This is a genomic window from Chryseobacterium sp. CBTAP 102, assembly GCF_003201365.1.
In the GTDB taxonomy this organism is placed as follows: Bacteria; Bacteroidota; Bacteroidia; order Flavobacteriales; family Weeksellaceae; genus Chryseobacterium; species Chryseobacterium candidae.
Window position 1 is genome coordinate 639,885 of the sequence record NZ_QICX01000001.1, and the last position, 16,747, is coordinate 656,631.

The 16,747-nt window shown below is 35.8% G+C and carries 14 protein-coding genes; 9 read left to right on the forward strand and 5 right to left on the reverse strand.

The window, feature by feature from the left end; all coding sequences use genetic code 11:
- Positions 1 to 3 precede the first annotated feature (3 nt).
- From yaaA to C8D70_RS02975, 5 genes are all read left to right on the forward strand, one after another.
- Positions 4 to 762 carry a peroxide stress protein YaaA gene (yaaA, locus tag C8D70_RS02955; protein WP_110366316.1) on the forward strand — a complete coding sequence of 253 codons (759 nt, stop codon included), beginning with the start codon at positions 4 to 6 and terminating at the stop codon, positions 760 to 762.
- Positions 763 to 1,611: a peptide chain release factor N(5)-glutamine methyltransferase gene (prmC, locus tag C8D70_RS02960; RefSeq protein WP_110366317.1), complete on the forward strand. Its 849-nt coding sequence runs from the start codon at positions 763 to 765 to the stop codon at positions 1,609 to 1,611.
- 14 nt (positions 1,612 to 1,625) lie between these two features.
- On the forward strand, positions 1,626 to 1,985 hold the full coding sequence (locus C8D70_RS02965) for a DUF4180 domain-containing protein (RefSeq protein ID WP_110366318.1): 360 nt from the start codon (positions 1,626 to 1,628) through the stop codon (positions 1,983 to 1,985).
- A gap of 521 nt (positions 1,986 to 2,506) precedes the next feature.
- Positions 2,507 to 3,079 (forward strand): hypothetical protein, encoded by a 573-nt coding sequence (locus C8D70_RS02970; protein ID WP_083688917.1) that lies wholly within the window; start codon positions 2,507 to 2,509, stop codon positions 3,077 to 3,079.
- A 7-nt stretch (positions 3,080 to 3,086) separates the two neighbouring features.
- Positions 3,087 to 4,628 (forward strand): lectin-like domain-containing protein, encoded by a 1,542-nt coding sequence (locus C8D70_RS02975; RefSeq protein ID WP_110366319.1) that lies wholly within the window; start codon positions 3,087 to 3,089, stop codon positions 4,626 to 4,628.
- 17 nt (positions 4,629 to 4,645) lie between these two features.
- On the opposite strand, the gene C8D70_RS20640 is transcribed toward C8D70_RS02975, so the two are convergent.
- From C8D70_RS20640 to C8D70_RS02995, 5 genes are all read right to left on the reverse strand, one after another.
- Complete coding sequence (locus tag C8D70_RS20640; protein WP_139326033.1) at positions 4,646 to 4,858, reverse strand: hypothetical protein; 213 nt, start codon at positions 4,856 to 4,858, stop codon at positions 4,646 to 4,648.
- Positions 4,859 to 4,919: 61 nt separating this feature from the next.
- On the reverse strand, positions 4,920 to 5,573 hold the full coding sequence (locus tag C8D70_RS02980) for a rhomboid family intramembrane serine protease (RefSeq protein ID WP_110366320.1): 654 nt from the start codon (positions 5,571 to 5,573) through the stop codon (positions 4,920 to 4,922).
- A gap of 12 nt (positions 5,574 to 5,585) precedes the next feature.
- Positions 5,586 to 8,165 carry a DNA gyrase/topoisomerase IV subunit A gene (locus C8D70_RS02985; RefSeq protein ID WP_110366321.1) on the reverse strand — a complete coding sequence of 860 codons (2,580 nt, stop codon included), beginning with the start codon at positions 8,163 to 8,165 and terminating at the stop codon, positions 5,586 to 5,588.
- The gene (locus C8D70_RS02990; protein WP_076597532.1) at positions 8,140 to 8,646 is read right to left on the reverse strand and encodes a hypothetical protein; all 507 of its coding nucleotides are present in this window, start codon (positions 8,644 to 8,646) and stop codon (positions 8,140 to 8,142) included. Before C8D70_RS02990 ends, C8D70_RS02985 begins: the two co-directional genes overlap by 26 nt.
- A 107-nt stretch (positions 8,647 to 8,753) precedes the next feature.
- The gene (locus C8D70_RS02995) at positions 8,754 to 10,640 is read right to left on the reverse strand and encodes a DNA topoisomerase IV subunit B (RefSeq protein ID WP_076597531.1); all 1,887 of its coding nucleotides are present in this window, start codon (positions 10,638 to 10,640) and stop codon (positions 8,754 to 8,756) included.
- Positions 10,641 to 10,859: 219 nt separating this feature from the next.
- Between C8D70_RS02995 and C8D70_RS03000 the strand changes: the two genes are divergently transcribed.
- The 4 genes from C8D70_RS03000 (at position 10,860) to C8D70_RS03015 (ending at position 16,544) form a co-directional block, all read left to right on the forward strand.
- Positions 10,860 to 13,688, forward strand: coding sequence for a histidine kinase (locus C8D70_RS03000; RefSeq protein WP_110366322.1), 2,829 nt, complete (start codon positions 10,860 to 10,862; stop codon positions 13,686 to 13,688).
- Positions 13,678 to 14,409, forward strand: coding sequence for a LytR/AlgR family response regulator transcription factor (locus C8D70_RS03005; RefSeq protein ID WP_076597529.1), 732 nt, complete (start codon positions 13,678 to 13,680; stop codon positions 14,407 to 14,409). Before C8D70_RS03000 ends, C8D70_RS03005 begins: the two co-directional genes overlap by 11 nt.
- Before the next feature lie 106 nt (positions 14,410 to 14,515).
- On the forward strand, positions 14,516 to 14,713 hold the full coding sequence (locus C8D70_RS03010; protein WP_076597528.1) for a hypothetical protein: 198 nt from the start codon (positions 14,516 to 14,518) through the stop codon (positions 14,711 to 14,713).
- Between the two features lie 115 nt (positions 14,714 to 14,828).
- Positions 14,829 to 16,544, forward strand: a complete 1,716-nt coding sequence (locus tag C8D70_RS03015; protein WP_146212846.1) for a hypothetical protein — start codon at positions 14,829 to 14,831, stop codon at positions 16,542 to 16,544.
- The last annotated feature ends 203 nt before the right edge of the window (positions 16,545 to 16,747 follow it).

Below are 16,747 nucleotides of genomic sequence, written 5' to 3' on the forward strand. Positions count from 1 at the left end.
ATTATGAAAATTATAACATCACCTGCAAAATTAATGAACGTGGAAAATTCAACAGATTTTTTGAAATCTTCTACTCCGAGATTCATTGAAGATGCAGTATTGATACAGTCTTATTTAAAAGAAAAATCGCCAAAATATCTTTCCGACCTTATGGAAATATCGCCTAAACTTGCTGATGAAAACTGGGAAAGAAATCAAAAATGGAAATCCAAACCTACAGCAAAAGAATCTGCTCCTGCAATGTTTGCCTTTACAGGAGAGGTTTATAGAGGTCTGGATGCCAAAACATTGGATAAAAATGCCGTAGATTACCTGCAAAAAAACTACAGAATACTTTCCGGGCTTTACGGGTTACTGAAACCTTCGGATAAAGTGATGCTTTACAGGCTTGAAATGGGCCGTCCTTTTGAATTTGAACAATACAAAAATCTGTATGAATTCTGGAGAGAAAAGATTACAGAACAGTTGAATTCTGAAATGAAAAAAGGAGAAATCCTACTTCAACTTGCCAGCAATGAATATGGAAAAGTAATTGACAGAAAGAAACTGAACCACAAAGTAATCGATTTTGATTTTTATGAATTAAAAGATGGAAAACTGAAGACCATTGTGGTGTATACAAAGCATGCAAGAGGTCTTGTGGTAAGATTCTGTGCAGAAACCAATGCCAAAACACTGGAGGATGTAAAAGCATTCAACTATGAAGGATACAGAATTGATGAAGAGAAGTCTACGGATACAAAACTGGTTTTTACAAGATAAATGACAATTTCAGCATTTAAAAAATATTTCAGGACAGAACTTTCCGGCCTTTACACGGAGTCGGAAGCTGTGTTTTTATCGTCTTTATTCATTCATCAAATCGCAGGTTTCGATGCATTTCAGCAGAGAAGATTCTCTGAACAGGAACTTCTGACTGATGATAAAGAAAAGTTGTGTCATTTTATTTCAGAACTTAAAACCGGAAGACCTTATCAGCAGATATTGGGAGAAACAGAATTTTACGGAATGAAATTCTTTGTAGACGAAAATGTATTAATTCCCCGCCCTGAAACGGAGGAGCTGTTGGAAATTGCTATCAGAGAAATACAAGGTTCTAAGTCTAAAATTCAGAATTTAAAGATTCTGGATATAGGAACCGGAAGCGGAGTTATCCCTCTGGTTTTAAAGAAATATTTTCCGGAAGCAAACGTTTCATCTGTTGATTTTTCCGAAAACGCATTGAAGACCGCAAAAAGAAATGCAGAGTATCATCAATTGGAAATCCGGTTCATCCATGCGGACTATCTCAATTTCGAACTGGCTGAAAACTATGACATCATTATTTCAAATCCGCCTTACATCGGGATTGAAGAAGAAATAGAAATTGCTGATTCAGTAAAAGAATTTGAACCAAAAATGGCGCTTTTCTCCCCTACTTCAGATGCGCTGATCTTTTACAGAAAAATTTCTGAAGATGCTAAAAAGCATTTGAATGAAGGCGGACTTTTGTTTTTAGAAATCAATCAGAAACTGGGTTCTGAAACGCTGGAATTGTATCAGGATTTTTCTAATGTTCGATTATTGAAGGATTTATCTGAAAACGACAGGTTTATTTACGGAAGGAAATAATTATTATTTACATCATGTTCATCAAATCACACGAAATCAATACTCTAAAAATTGCAGAAATTATTTCTGATGACCTCATTATCCAGTCTGCTCAGGACGGGCTGGATCTTATGGGAAATATCTATTATCAGGGCTTTGATAAAGTTATTCTTCACGAAAAAAATATAAGTCCTGCGTTCTTTGATTTAAAAACAAAAATTGCCGGAGAGATTCTTCAGAAGTTCTCAAACTATCGCATAGGATTGGCTATTATAGGTGATTTTAGCCAATATAAAAGCAAAAGCATGAAGGATTTTATTTTTGAAAGTAATAAAACAAAGCATATTAATTTTCTAAGCACTTTGAATGATGCGTTGAATAATTTTTCAAAATAGATTCTTATTCAGTCTTTGTATTAAAAAGGTAATTTTTTTCTTCATTTTCAAGTATCAATATCATCAGTTTTTTAAGATTTCTTAACACAATAGAAAGATTTGCATAATAAAAAAAATCTCATTGATTTATAAATTATTTAAAAATTTAAAATAAAATACGTTAATTATTGAGAGAAATTTAGAATTAATTCTATAAACACAAACACTTGAATATTTCTTTGTATATTTGCAAAAAACACGAGGAATATGAATCTTACTTATTTAAAAGCTTATACAGCTACATAATTCAATTTACTTTTTCGACTATCAAGGTTAGACTTAGAACGTTTCCTGATGAATCATACTTGCTATATCTATGGTGAGCTTTTGAAAGAACGGATCTTATTATACCATGTTTTAAGCCGAACAATTCATTATTTCAATGAACTTGCTGATGATAGTTATTTCCCTAAAGAATTAAGCCTGATGAATATTTCTTCAAAAAAACATACAATACACAGATAAAAAATTATTAAGACATCATGATTAAAAAATTATTTCTACCAATCGTTTTAGCAAGCTCACTTTCTTTCGCACAAGTTGGGATTAACACATCCACACCTGAAGAAAGTGCTATTCTGGATGTTTATAGCCAAAATAAAGGAATGCTGATACCCAGACTTACCACAGCAAAAAGAGATGCAATCGTAAATCCGGCTAACTCACTTCTTATCTATGATACCGACAAAAAATGTTTAAGTCAGAATATCGGAACTCCAATTAAACCTGATTGGCTTTGTATCAGCAGTAATGCTGTAAAAATGTTTTACATGCCAAGTGTTTCTTTTGACACTTCCACCACAGCTAATGGTAGAACTAAAGATTTATATACCTTGTATAAAACTCAGTTTGGATCTCCAAAAGCAAAAAGTACCAGTGCTCCTGCTGCAATTCCTTTTTTTCCGTCAAGTAAAGACCTTTACTATTATGTAACGGATGCTGATCCTAATGTATTCAGTAACATTTCTATTTCTGATGATGGAGTAATGACCTATAATGTAAAAGCAGCAGCAACAGACTGTTCTTTTATTAATATTGTTTTCGTTGTTAAATAATTGAGTTATGATAAAAAGCAGCTCAATTTTACGATACAAAAGATTCTTGTTTACGTTTTCCTTGTTTATTTTTTCTCAGAATATTCAGGCACAGAACGAACAGGGAACCGGCTATCCGTATTTTGTAAATTTCACCCAGGGTCTGCAGCCTCAGGAAGCTTATAAGGTAGTTACCAGCGGCGTTCAGAATGATGCAACCTTTACTACGGATGGACTAAGACTTACCCGAAGTGTCAATAATATCTCGGGAGGAGTGATACTTGCTGATAAAATATTCAAGAGTGACCAGGGAATCAAGTTCGAGTTTGAATTCGCTATTTATGGGGGGAATACCAACGGAGGAGATGGGATTTCTATCTTCTTATTGGATGGATCTATCCCTAAAAACCAGCTTAATCTCGGATACTTTGGTGGAGGACTAGGATATAGCTTTGTACGCGGAGGAGAATCTACAGAAGGACTGAGAGGGGCCTATCTGGGAATAGGTCTGGATGAATTCGGAAACTTTAAAACAAGCTTTAACCAGGGCGAAAGGGTTAGAAATGGAATATTTGGAGTGGGACTTGCTGATGGACGAAGTAATGTTTCATTAAGAGGAAAGCGTGGAAATCAATACCTGTCTTCTGCTGAACCTGCCGGATATAATGGGTATCCGTTGCTTTATAGTATTGCCACTAATGCATCCCCTTCAAGCAGCAACAGATCTGCTTATCTCGATACGGCTACAGGAAAATACATTGGCATTAAAAATACGACTCTTCAACAATTCAGCATTGAAAGTGGCGGAACAACAATTCCTCAAAATGAAAATGATGCAAGGTTCCGTAAAGCATATGTTACCCTTGTTCCCAATCCGGCAGGCGGTTACAATATAACCCTGGAAATACAGCACGGAACGGTAAAAGAAAAAGTGATTGATAATTATTACTACCCTACTTCTCTGAAATATACTGAGACTACCATTTCCAACAGTACAGTAAGAACGCTGGATACTTCAGCACCTTCTACTTTCAGAATCGGATTTGCCGCTTCTACCGGAGCTGCCAAAAATATTCATTTATTGAAAAACTTAGGGGTTACAAGACCTTATGCTGCTGAAGTAACCGATGATTTGTTTGCAGGTTGCCCGGGGATAAAGTCAATCTATTACCCTTTGCTTAATGATGCGGCTTATTCATCGGCAAATGGCCAAAACCCTCCAACCCTTTCGTATAACAATCTTGATTTTAATTCATTCCGTTTTTTGGATAATAACGGAGCTGTGATTCCCAATATAACAGATGGAGTCTATACCAACAGTCAGGGAACATGGACGTATTTCCCAACTACCGGAGCGCTTTCATTCAAACCTGCGGCAGGATTCACAGGAGTAGCCCAGGTACAGTATGATATTAAAGGAGGTGGAAGTAATGGTACTGAAGCGCCTTACAACAAGGAAGAGTACAGATCATTGCCGGCATTGGTACAGGTTAATATTTCAAATGCCAATAACTGCAGCAAAGCCTGTGTTATTTCCAATAAAAATGTAACTCAGAAAATCACAAGATAATTGGATAAAACCAGCTTTTAGGAGCTGGTTTTTTTATTTTTAACAGGATTTTCAATAAAATACTGAACAGCATCTTCGATCGCTTTATCAATAGGCTGATATTGAAAGCCTGCTTCATACAACCAAAAGGTAGAAACAGATAGAAAAATACCCCGAACCAGAAATCGGCTTTTAAAGAATACCATCTTTAGCAGAAAAAGCAAAACCAATGAACCATAGATCAGTATCATGATGAAACTGTTTAACTCTTATGTGTTCATTGGTTTTTATATTTTGATTAAGAATAGTTTTTTATCCTATTCGTTTCCTTACAAATATTTCATAGCCCAAATAGATGAGCGGAAGTGACATGATTCCTATATAAATTCCATTTTGCATGGCATGTTCCGGTGCATTGATGACAGCATATATTAATCCCAAAAAAGCTCCTCCCAAATGAGCAGCATGTCCGATATTATCATGTATTCTCGGATTCAGCATCATATATACAGAATACCCGAAATAGACTAACCCAAAAATAAATCCAGGAATACCAATCGGAATAAAGAAAAGATATATCTTAAGATCAGGAATCAGTGCTATGGAAGCAAAAAGAATTCCTGAAACACCACCACTCGCTCCTACGGCAGAGTACCAGGGCTGTTTTTGATAAATGTATAATGAGAGAAAATTCCCCAGCAATATTGCTCCCAGGTATACAATGATAAATCCTATATTTCCGAAGCTCTGAATGACAATAGGTGCAAAGAAATACAGTGTAAACATATTGAATACGAGGTGCATGATATCAGCATGTAAAAATCCTGATGAAAGCAATCGAATATATTCTTTTTTATGAAGAATAGCACCAACATTAAATTTATATTTTTCCGTAATAGCGGGATTATTAAAAGCTATGAAGCTTATAATAGCTGTAATTGCAATAAATAATATTAAAATGTTCATTTCTCTTTAATTTTAAGATTCGTCACCCTGGAACAGATCACCTATAATTCCTCCTTCTTCATCAGTTTCTCCTGCAGGTTCAGGATCTTCATATACTTCAGGCTCTTCTTCTACCGGTTCAGGGATGGTAATATTGATTGCCTTCACTTTGAACTTGGTAAACTGGTTTCCAATAGCCTTTATTCCTTTTACGGCTATGAATTCATCAATATTTACTGTTTCCGGCTCACGTTCCTTTCCTTTATCTTTTGCGAAGATGATTTCTGCCGTGACATTGTTGGCAACAATTACATTTTCGATGAATGATTTCGGATGTTCAGAAGGCATAAAAGTCTGTACATTGACAGTATTTTCCAATAGGAATCTCTTGATGAAATAAATATCTTTTTCTCCATCGTAATAGATACAGGTGATTGGCTGTGCAGGTCTCCATTTTTCCAATACCAGATATTCATCATCAAAACGATTACCAAGGTCAAAAGATACCAGTTTTACTTCACCATTTGTATTGATGGTCAAAATTTTGTCATCTCCTTTAAAGCTTCCCAACAATGTTCCTCTTGCATCGGCATTCAGTCTTCTTACCGTATCATCAAACCAGATTTTTCTGGGTGCCAGCGTAGAAACTCCTTCTTCCTTCATATCTACTTTCTTAACAGCATATTTAGTTACCAGATTTCCTTTGGAATCACGGCCTTTGATGGCCAGATCGGAGAAATTGATCTCCATTTTGTTCTTTCTGATTCTTGGGTTTGGCTTTAAAAGCACGGTTACGGTTTCTGCCTCACCATTAGGATTGGCTGAGAAATACAGTGTTTCAGAACCTTTTTTATCTGAAGCTAACGGATAATCTGTATTTCGGGTTACTCCGGTTACAGAAAAGCGTTTCATATAATAGGGTCCTTCACGGCCTTCCCGGTAGATCATATTATAGACTGTCCTTTTATCGTTTTTCTTCCATACGGCAACATGAAGGATATCTTTACCAATAAAAGTTTTAGCTTCCACTTTTACAACCTTCATACTTCCGTCTTTTCTGAATGTGATGATATCATCAATGTCGGAACAGTCGAATAAATACTGATCTTTCTTCAGAGATGTTCCAATGAAGCCTTCTTCGAAATTTGCATAGAATTTTTCATTGGCTACGGCCACTTTCGTAGCATCAATGGTATCAAAGATTCTAAGCTCTGTCTTTCTTTGTTTGTCTTTACCGTATTTTTTCTGAATATTTAAATAATAATCGATAGCATAAGCGATCAGGTTGGCCAGGTTGTATTTCACCTGTTCTATTTTAACTTCCAGTGATGCAATATTTTCTTTAAATTTATCTAAATCGAATCTTGAAATCCTCTTGATTCTGATCTCTGTCAGTTTTAAGATATCCTCTTCTGTAACGGCTCTTAAAAGATGTTTGGTATGAGGTTTTAATCCTGCATCAATGGTCTTCAATACCTCTTCCCAGGTTTTTACCTCTTCAATATCGTGATAAATTCTGTTTTCAATGAAAATTCTTTCCAGTGAAGAGAAGTGCCAGCTTTCCTGAAGTTCATGAAGTTCTATTTCCAATTCTTTCTTCAGTAATGAAACGGTATGATCTGTATTCGTTTTAAGAATATCGGATACATTCAGAAACATAGGTTTATCGCCTACAATTACACAGGCATTCGGAGAAATTGTTACCTGACAGTCTGTAAATGCATACAGCGCATCAATAGTCTTATCCGGTGAAACATCATTATGAATATGGATCAGGATTTCTACTTTATCTGAAGTATTGTCCTCAATTTTTTTGATTTTGATCTTTCCTTTCTCGTTGGCTTTTAGAATAGAGTCAATAAGATCTGTTGTTGTTTTGGAGTAAGGAAGTTCAGAAATTACTAATGTATGTTTATCCGTCTGGGTAATTTTGGCTCTTGCTCTTACCTTTCCTCCTCTGTGACCATCATTATATTCTGAAACATCAAGATAACCGGCCGTTAAAAAGTCCGGATAGAGTTCAAATTTCTTACCTTTTAAATAGGCTACGGATGCGTTAATAAGTTCATTAAAGTTATGAGGAAGTATTTTTGTAGAAAGTCCTACTCCAATACCTTCTACTCCCTGTGCGAGAAGCAGCGGGAATTTCACCGGTAAATCGATAGGTTCATTGTTTCTTCCGTCATAAGACTTAGTCCAATCTGTAGTTTTAGGATTAAAGACTACTTCCAGGGCAAAAGGTGTCAGCCTTGCTTCAATATATCTCGCGGCAGCTGCAGAGTCTCCAGTGTAAATATTACCCCAGTTTCCCTGCGTATCTATTAGAAGTTCTTTCTGCCCGATCTGCACCATGGCATCTGTAATGGAAGCATCACCATGTGGATGATATTTCATGGTATTTCCCACGATATTGGCCACTTTATTATAACGGCCGTCTTCCAGCTCCCGCATGGAGTGCATAATTCTTCTTTGAACGGGTTTTAAACCGTCATATATTGAAGGGATAGCTCTATCCAGAATTACATAGGAAGCATAATCAAGAAACCAGTCTTTGTACAGGCCGGAAACTTTTTTTAGGCTTTCACCCTCATACGAATATTCTTCTGTCGTCATCTATTTTATCTTTTTTCTCTTTATTAGCTTTCACTACTTTGTTCAGAGAGAGTTTTAAATCGTTTACTTCTTTGTCGCCTAAATAAGAGATCTGATATTTGAGTATGGTAGAACCATTATTCTTACTGGAAACGGTAATATATAATCTTTTGAAGAACAGGATACTAACTACATCATATTTTATCAGTTTATATTTTGGAAATTCGTCATGAAGAGGTTTGTTAAAAAAAGGAATGACATTCCTGTTTTTAAAATTCAAAGCTTCTCCATCACTGTCATATTCAAAAATCTGTCTTCCTCTGATATAAAAGATAATCAGCAGCAAAACAGGAACAATAATTAATAAATAACTTTCTTTACCCATGGCATGAAATCTATATTCATTAGCTACGAATACAGTTAAACCAAATACTGCCATCATTACAAGCAGTGTACTCAAAGAGTTATAAATTGACGCTTTATTACGGTTACTTAGTCTCATTTTAATTTATTGGCTGTGTAAGTTTTAAATTTCCTACTTCATCCAAAAGTGTGCTTTTTTCAGTCTGCAATGCTTTTTACAACCAGCTTTTTAAGTTATAAGTTTTTTTAATTTTCTAATTCATCCAGCATTTCTTTTTTATCAATATCCTTATCATCTTCTACTACAAGGTTTTCAAGAATGAAGGTCTGTCTGTCGGGAGTATTTTTTCCCATGTAGAATTCCAGAAGTTGATCAATCGTCTGGTCTTTCCCCACTACTACAGGTTCTAAACGGATATCTTTACCAATGAAATGCTTAAATTCGTCCGGAGAGATTTCTCCTAATCCCTTAAATCGGGTGATTTCAGGATTTTTCCCCAGTTCGTTTAATGCTTTTATTCTTTCTGTTTCTGTATAACAATATCTTGTTTCTTTTTTATTTCTTACTCTGAATAACGGAGTCTGAAGGATATAAAGGTGTCCGTTTTTAATCAGATCCGGAAAGAACTGCAGGAAGAAAGTAATCATCAGCAGACGGATGTGCATCCCGTCAACATCGGCATCGGTAGCAATAATTACCTGGTTGTATCTCAGGTCTTCCAGACTTTCTTCAATATTTAAAGCTGCCTGAAGAAGGTTAAATTCTTCATTTTCATACACTACTTTCTTGGTAAGACCATAGCAGTTAAGCGGTTTACCCTTTAATGAAAATACGGCCTGCGTTTCTACATCTCTGGATTTTGTGATGGATCCGGATGCAGAATCTCCTTCGGTAATGAAGATCTGCGTATCTCCCTTTCTTTCGGCTTTCTGATCGTTATAATGCTGTCTGCAGTCACGAAGTTTTTTATTGTGAAGAGATACTTTTTTTGCTCTTTCTCTGGCCAGTTTCTGAATTCCGGAAAGTTCTTTTCTTTCTCTTTCTGAAATTAATATTTTTCTCTGGATTGCTTCTGCTATTTCCGGATTTTTGTGTAAGAAATTATCCAGTTTACTCTTAAGGAAATCAATAATAAATGTTCTTACAGTGGGTCCGTTCGGTCCCATATCATTAGATCCTAATTTTGTTTTGGTCTGGGATTCGAAAACGGGTTCTTCTACATTAATGGAAATCGCAGCAATGATAGACTTTCTGATGTCAGAAGCATCAAAACTTTTATTAAAAAATTCACGAACCGTTTTTACATACGCTTCACGGAATGCATTAAGGTGTGTTCCTCCCTGCGTTGTATTCTGCCCGTTCACGAATGAGAAATAGGTTTCTGTCTGTGATTTGTCAGAATGGGTAATGGCTACCTCAATATCATCATCCTTTAGATGAATGATCGGATAAAGAATATCGCTTTCCAGCTCTTCTTCCAATAAGTCTTTAAGACCGTTTTCAGAATAGTAGGTTTCTCCGTTGAACAGGATTTTTAATCCGGGATTCAGATAAGCATAGTTGCGGAGCATTCTTTCGATATACTCTTTTCTGTATTTGAAATGCAGGAAGATTTCTCCATCAGGAATAAAGGAAATTTCAGTACCGTTTCTGTCCGACGTTTCTTTCTCATCAAAGTTTTCTTTGATCATTCCGCGGGAGAATTCAGCAGCTTTCATTTTTCCGTCACGAAAAGAACGAACTCTGAAGTAGTCAGAAAGGGCATTAACCGCTTTGGTACCAACTCCGTTCAATCCTACAGATTTTTTAAAGGCTTTACTATCGTACTTACCCCCTGTATTCATTTTTGAGACAGCGTCTACCACCTTCCCTAGCGGAATCCCACGTCCAAAGTCACGAATTGTAACTTTGCCATCGTCCAGCTTTATTTCAATTCTTTTCCCTGATCTCATCCTGAACTCATCAATAGAGTTGTCAAGAATTTCTTTTAACAGGATATAAATACCATCATCAGCGGAAGAACCATCACCAAGCTTCCCGATGTACATGCCGGGGCGCAGACGGATGTGTTCCTGCCAATCAAGGGTTCTGATATTATCTTCGGAGTAGGTTGGGTTTATTTCTTGTGACATATATGATTTCAGCAAACATACAAAAGTACGAAATTGTCCAAAATTATCCGAATTTTTTCATCTTGTTTTTTTTCAATATTCTGCCACAAACATTGTATTATTCTTAATCAAATTATATATTTACGAAATTATCATTGTCATGTGAAAAATTTATTTACTTTCCTCACATTATCTCTAAGTTTATTCTTTTCCTCCTTATTTCCTTCACAGATCCCCGGGATGGTGAACTACAGTGATGAGGAAGGATTAAACTGCTCCTATACCTATCATCTGAGACAAGATAAAAATGGCTTCATCTGGATAGGCAGCGATAACGGCTTATTCAGATTTGATGGAAAAGAATTTAAGCAGTACGGTAAGAAAGAAGGTTTAAAGAATATTGATATTATATCCTGTGAGCCTTTGCCCAACGGTGAGGTATTCATTCTTCCCTTTCTGAATGATTTTGCTTATTTAAAAAACGGCCGTGTTATCAATCTGAATATTAATGATTATGTAAAAAATCAGTTTTCAAGCTCAATTCCGAAAGTTACCCGTGACGGAAACCGACTTTATTTTTATGGAAATTTCAATCCTCAGAATATTTTCATCTATGAAAATGGAAAAGTTAAAAAGATGCCTGTCCCATTAGATTATGGGAAAAGATCTTTTGCAACGCTCAGGTTTGAGCCACAAACTTACAATCTCTATTTACATGATCCTCATCAGGGAGATATACTTGTCTACAACATCACTACCGGAAAAAAACAACATTGGAAAGGAGGTATTGGAAGTATGATCTGTGAAAAAGGTGATCTGTTTGTGTTCTTACATAAAAATACCATTGAAGTTTATCAGCTCTCTGCTTACTCAGGTATAAAAAAGATCCTGTCTTATGACTGTAGTACACAAGAGAATGTCTTCTACGGACTTATTGATAAAAACAATAAATTATGGTTGAATATAAGTAACGGCGGCGTTTTATATTTCAACCAATCCCTGACCGAAAAGAAGAAAACTCTTGATACTCCTGTTAAGATACTGGAGCGGTATGTGATCAATAATGTTCTGGTAGACAAGGATGATAATGTATGGTTCAATTCGCGTAATAACGGTGTGTTTTTCATATCAAAATCCCTTTTTGCCAATCATATCAATTTGCCTGTAAAAAGTAATTCTGAGTATATAAAAGCCATTGCAAAAGATAACGGGAATATTCTTCTCGGCTACAATCAATCTGCCGGAGCTCTTATCAGCAAAAACAATAAAATACAAAATATAACCCTTGATAAAGGTGATAAAGATGAAAATATTGCTGTGTATTTAAAAGGCAATATTTCCATTTTCGGTTTATCAGGTAAGGTTATTGTTCATGATATGTCCGATAACACTTCTAAAAAAATATACTGTTCTCTCAAAAACATTGTTTCCTACACCCCGGATTCCTTATTTTTCTGTACATCAGGCGGTTTATTGATATACAATTTAAAAAGCAAAAAAATAACCACTCTTTTTCAGGAACGGGTATACACGGTTTTTCCTTATGACAGGGAGAATCTGTTTATTGGCAGCTTCAGTGATCTGTACAAATATAATGTCAGAACGGGAAAAAAAACTTTATTTTTAAAAGGATACTATTTTACGGATATCAAAAAATTAGATAGCCACACCTATCTGGGATCTACTAACCTCTATGGAATCATTATTTTTAATACTAAAGGAATTATAAGAAAAATCGGAAAGAATAACGGATTAATCAATGACCAGGTAAAAAAAATAGAGGTAGAAAATAAAAATACGTTCTGGGCAAGCACCAATTCTGGGATATCCAGAATCGAACTAACAGCAAAGAATCAACGTATCAATAATTTTACCCAGACAGACGGTCTTCCCTCTGATGCGGTAGCCGGCTGTGTGATAAAAAATGACACCATCTTCATTGGAACATCTAAAGGGCTTGGGATATTTTCCATCAAAAAACTACTGACTCAGGAAAAATTTATTCATAAAAAGGTGGTCATTAACTCAGTATCGATTGAAAATAATGAGCACTACGACCTACAGAAAAGCCTGACTGCTTATGCCCACAATACGGTTATTTTCAATCTCAGCTTTCTTGATTATACCTCATTGGGAAAAATAAGTTATAAATACAAACTGGAAGGCCTTAATAATTCATGGCAGATCAATAATTCTTCTAAAATTATCTTCAGCTCTATTCCCCCGGGTAAGTATACCTTCCGGGTTTACGGTTTAGGATATAACGGAAAACAATCCTATGCTTCTTCTGACATCACTTTTGATATAAAACCTCTTTTCTGGCAGACCTGGTGGTTCAGGCTGATATTGGTGATCATTTTTATCGGAACTTTATTGATGATTATCTTTTCTTATCTCCATAAAAAACGGAATAAGAAGCTGGAAAAAATGGAGTATGAAAAGAAGATTGCCGAACTTGAACTTCAGGCTATTAAAGCTCAGATCAATCCTCATTTTATTTACAACTGTCTTAATTCCATTCAATTTTTATTATATAAAAAAGAGTACCGCGAAACAGAAAACTACCTGGATATTTTCGCCAAGATGATACGAAAAACACTTTATTATTCGGAAAAAACCTTCATGTCTATAAAAGATGAAGTGGAATATCTCACTTTATATCTTGATATGGAAAAGCTCCGTGTAAAAGATCTTTTTGAGTATAAAATTATTATTTCCGGACAGATAGATCAAAACTGGACTATTCCTTCTTTACTGATACAGCCTTTCGTAGAAAATGCCATAAAACATGGTATTTCAGGATTAAAAGACAGAAAAGGAGAAATTATCATCAGCTTTGATTATACGAATGTTTCTTTATGTATTACCATTGAAGATAATGGCCCAGGAATCTCCAATCAGGAATCTTTGAAAAAAGACAACTCCTTTGGGGTAAAACTTTCTCATAAAAGAATTGAGACTTTCAAACAGCTTTTTGACACCAATATATTTTTAGAAATCAATACCCTTACTGAAAATAATCGGCAGGGAACACAAATCAAACTTTATATAAGACCTTATGAGAAATAAAATACAGGCATGCATTGTTGATGATGAACAAGACGGAAGAGATTATATTGCATTACTTATGGAAAATGAATTTCCTGAGATCAACATAGAATTTCGGGCTTCCTCTGTTGAAGAAGCTTATATTTACCTTATCAAAAACTCTCCTGACATTCTGTTTCTGGATGTTCAGCTGGGCGATGGAACCACTTTCGATTTACTCTCAAAGTTAAATGAAGTTCATTCCCAGATTATTTTTATCACAGCTTACGAAAATTTTGCTATTCAGGCGATTAAAAATGGGGCTACAGATTATCTTTTAAAACCTATAAAAAAAATGGATTTTATTATTGCCGTTAATAAGGCACTGGATCATATCAAAAAAATGCAGCCTTCACATCATACTCATTTAAAGGACAACAGAATCATTCTTTCTACTCTTCAGGGCTTTAAGTTTATAGAAATATCCAACATTATCCGCTGTGAAGCAGATTCAAGCTATACCTTTTTTTATCTTGCCGATAAATCAAAAATAATGGTATCCAGAACTCTTCATGAATTTGAACCTATTCTGATGGAACACCATTTTTTCAGGATACATCATAAGCATCTTATTAATATTGATCATCTTCAGGAGTATATTAAAGGCCGAGGCGGTCAGGTAGTGATGAGCGACGGATCTGTTCTGGATGTTTCTTACCGCAAGAAGAATGATTTTCTTTCCATCATAGGAAAACCCGAATAAACATTTTCTTTCGCACTTACTTATTCAACCTTCGCACTTATTAGTTGCTGCTGTTTTTTGCTAAAATTCTTCTCTATTTTCGTCATGTTAAACAAAAAAAATTATCATGAAAATCACTAGAAAAGTACTCAAGAGAAATCAAATGAACTCCATTATCGGAGGAACAGCATTTATTACACCTAGCGGTCCCGGAGCGATTCCCCAGCCCCAGCCTCCCATTGCTCCCAATCCACAACCTATTGGAGGGATTCCTTTCATCTACACAATGCCATGGAACGGATTACCATGGATTGAGCCTAAATAACAATTTAAAGATACATTCCGGTCAGCAGATTGGAATGTTGCTTTTTAAAGAAAAGCATCCGGTAGTTCAATTACCGGATCAGAAAACAATGCAAAAAAACTAAAAAATCAAAAACATGAGAAAAATAACCCTCTATATTGCCATGGCTTGCCTTTTAACGGCATCCTGCTCCGATACGATGGAGCAATTCGACACTGAAGCTTCCAATTCTCAACTCATGAACAGGAATCTCACTTCGGAGGATGAAACAAAATATGCTGAGGAAGGAGAACCTACGGTATTAGGAGAACAGCTTCCTATTCCTTATACGATTGAAAACATGATGGCTGCTTACAAATCATTACTGGCTGAACCAAAAGCAGAAGGCAACAGATCATTCACTGCTGTAAATATTCGCTCTACACACAAATACATTAAATTTAATCCAACAACAGAAGATGAGCTGGAAGCACTTCAGCAATCCGATCTTATTCTTTATGATTATCCGCTTGATAAAGAAGTATTGGTAGTAGGTAAATTCTATCATGATCCCGATATTCCCGCTGATCAGCCTACCCCACAATATGCAACGGTGAAAAACGAGACGGCCTTACCTACCGGGATTAGCTATGAGATTCTTCAGGAAGTGTATCTTCCCGAAGAGGATATCGAACTCTTAGGCACTGGTAATATGAATTACAAATTTGTATATAGCCTGGTACAAAGGGCTGAAAATATGTCCGGCTTCACCCCTTGGGAACTGGCTCATAATATACCTTGGGATAATATAGGAGAACCCGGGCAATGGTATCCCAATCCAAACCCGAATCCCGGAGGTGGCGGAGGCGGTGCTCCAATATATGGTACTATCCGAATTTTTGATACAAGATTAAATACACTGATCCCTTTTGAAGGTGCAAAAGTTACCGCTAAAAGGGGGTTGAGAACAAGAGAAGGTATCACCAATGCAAATGGTCAATACGGCTTAAGCGGTCTGCCTTTCCAACATAACAGAAATGTAGATTTCAAGCTGCATATGGATAGAAAGCATTTCGTGATAAAAGATAATCAGGTTACCCCTTCCAAAGTGGTTCGAAATAATATAAAAAGTAACCATTGGAGTCATGACATCATGCCTGGCTATGAAAATATGCAGGGCCATATGTTCAGAGCAGCCTACCGTTATTTTTATAAAGATATTGGAGGCTTGCAAAGACCTATCAGACCGAGCGGAAACCGTTCGCACATTATAGCTAAGAATACAGCTAAAGATTGGCAGGGAATCAATTATGTTGTTTTTCCTTACCTGAAAATAGCAAGATTCCGATCTGGTTCAACTACAGAATATAACTCTGATGATTATTTTTCAACCACGGTACATGAACTCGCCCATACGTCCCATGTTATCAAAATGAACACCGGAGTAGTTCAGTATTCACAGGTTAATTCTATGCTGCAGGAAAGCTGGCCATGTGCTGTAGAATGGTTTGTAACAGGAATAGAATACAGAGAAAGAGGAATCCCTAATTATGGAGCTCCTAATTATAATCCGTCTAATCCTCCTGTATTTCCTAACCGTTTCGGGTATCAGTTCTGGAGTCTGAATACAAGTTCTGACTATACAAGCTTATTCATTAATTTAATTGATAACTTCAACGAGTTGGGACAGTCATTCAGTCCTCAACCTATGGGAACGGTAAATGACCAGGTTACCGGCTATACCTTAGCCAATATTGAAAATAATTTTCTAAAACATTGTTATGGATTAAGCAGCTTAAGCACTCAGCTTAAAGCAAACAGACCCGCAGGAGTAAGTAATGCACAGATAGATTTATTATTGAGCTTTTATTAAGTTTATTCCTTATAACATAATGACCATCCTGCTATAAGGATGGTCTTTTTATAGTAATATTTTACAATTTTTTCTTTTCCCGATGCCCGATTGTTTTTAAAGTGTTGTCTGACAAATGTAAATGGTTTCCCATTGATTCAAAAGAAAAATTTAAACAAATGTTTAAATAATTTCAAACACTTCAACTGACTATTTTACCTTAC

Excerpts from the sequence above, each read along its gene's own strand:
- C8D70_RS02965 (WP_110366318.1), top strand. The coding sequence starts at position 1,626 with ATGTTCATCAAATCACACGAAATCAATACTCTAAAAATTGCAGAAATT.
- C8D70_RS02980 (WP_110366320.1), bottom strand. The coding sequence starts at position 5,573 with ATGAACATTTTAATATTATTTATTGCAATTACAGCTATTATAAGCTTC.
- prmC (WP_110366317.1), top strand. The coding sequence starts at position 763 with ATGACAATTTCAGCATTTAAAAAATATTTCAGGACAGAACTTTCCGGC.
- C8D70_RS02990 (WP_076597532.1), bottom strand. The coding sequence starts at position 8,646 with ATGAGACTAAGTAACCGTAATAAAGCGTCAATTTATAACTCTTTGAGT.
- C8D70_RS03010 (WP_076597528.1), top strand. The coding sequence starts at position 14,516 with ATGAAAATCACTAGAAAAGTACTCAAGAGAAATCAAATGAACTCCATT.
- C8D70_RS03000 (WP_110366322.1), top strand. The coding sequence starts at position 10,860 with ATGGTGAACTACAGTGATGAGGAAGGATTAAACTGCTCCTATACCTAT.
- C8D70_RS02975 (WP_110366319.1), top strand. The coding sequence starts at position 3,087 with ATGATAAAAAGCAGCTCAATTTTACGATACAAAAGATTCTTGTTTACG.
- C8D70_RS20640 (WP_139326033.1), bottom strand. The coding sequence starts at position 4,858 with ATGATACTGATCTATGGTTCATTGGTTTTGCTTTTTCTGCTAAAGATG.
- C8D70_RS03015 (WP_146212846.1), top strand. The coding sequence starts at position 14,829 with ATGAGAAAAATAACCCTCTATATTGCCATGGCTTGCCTTTTAACGGCA.
- C8D70_RS02970 (WP_083688917.1), top strand. The coding sequence starts at position 2,507 with ATGATTAAAAAATTATTTCTACCAATCGTTTTAGCAAGCTCACTTTCT.
- yaaA (WP_110366316.1), top strand. The coding sequence starts at position 4 with ATGAAAATTATAACATCACCTGCAAAATTAATGAACGTGGAAAATTCA.
- C8D70_RS02985 (WP_110366321.1), bottom strand. The coding sequence starts at position 8,165 with ATGACGACAGAAGAATATTCGTATGAGGGTGAAAGCCTAAAAAAAGTT.
- C8D70_RS03005 (WP_076597529.1), top strand. The coding sequence starts at position 13,678 with ATGAGAAATAAAATACAGGCATGCATTGTTGATGATGAACAAGACGGA.
- C8D70_RS02995 (WP_076597531.1), bottom strand. The coding sequence starts at position 10,640 with ATGTCACAAGAAATAAACCCAACCTACTCCGAAGATAATATCAGAACC.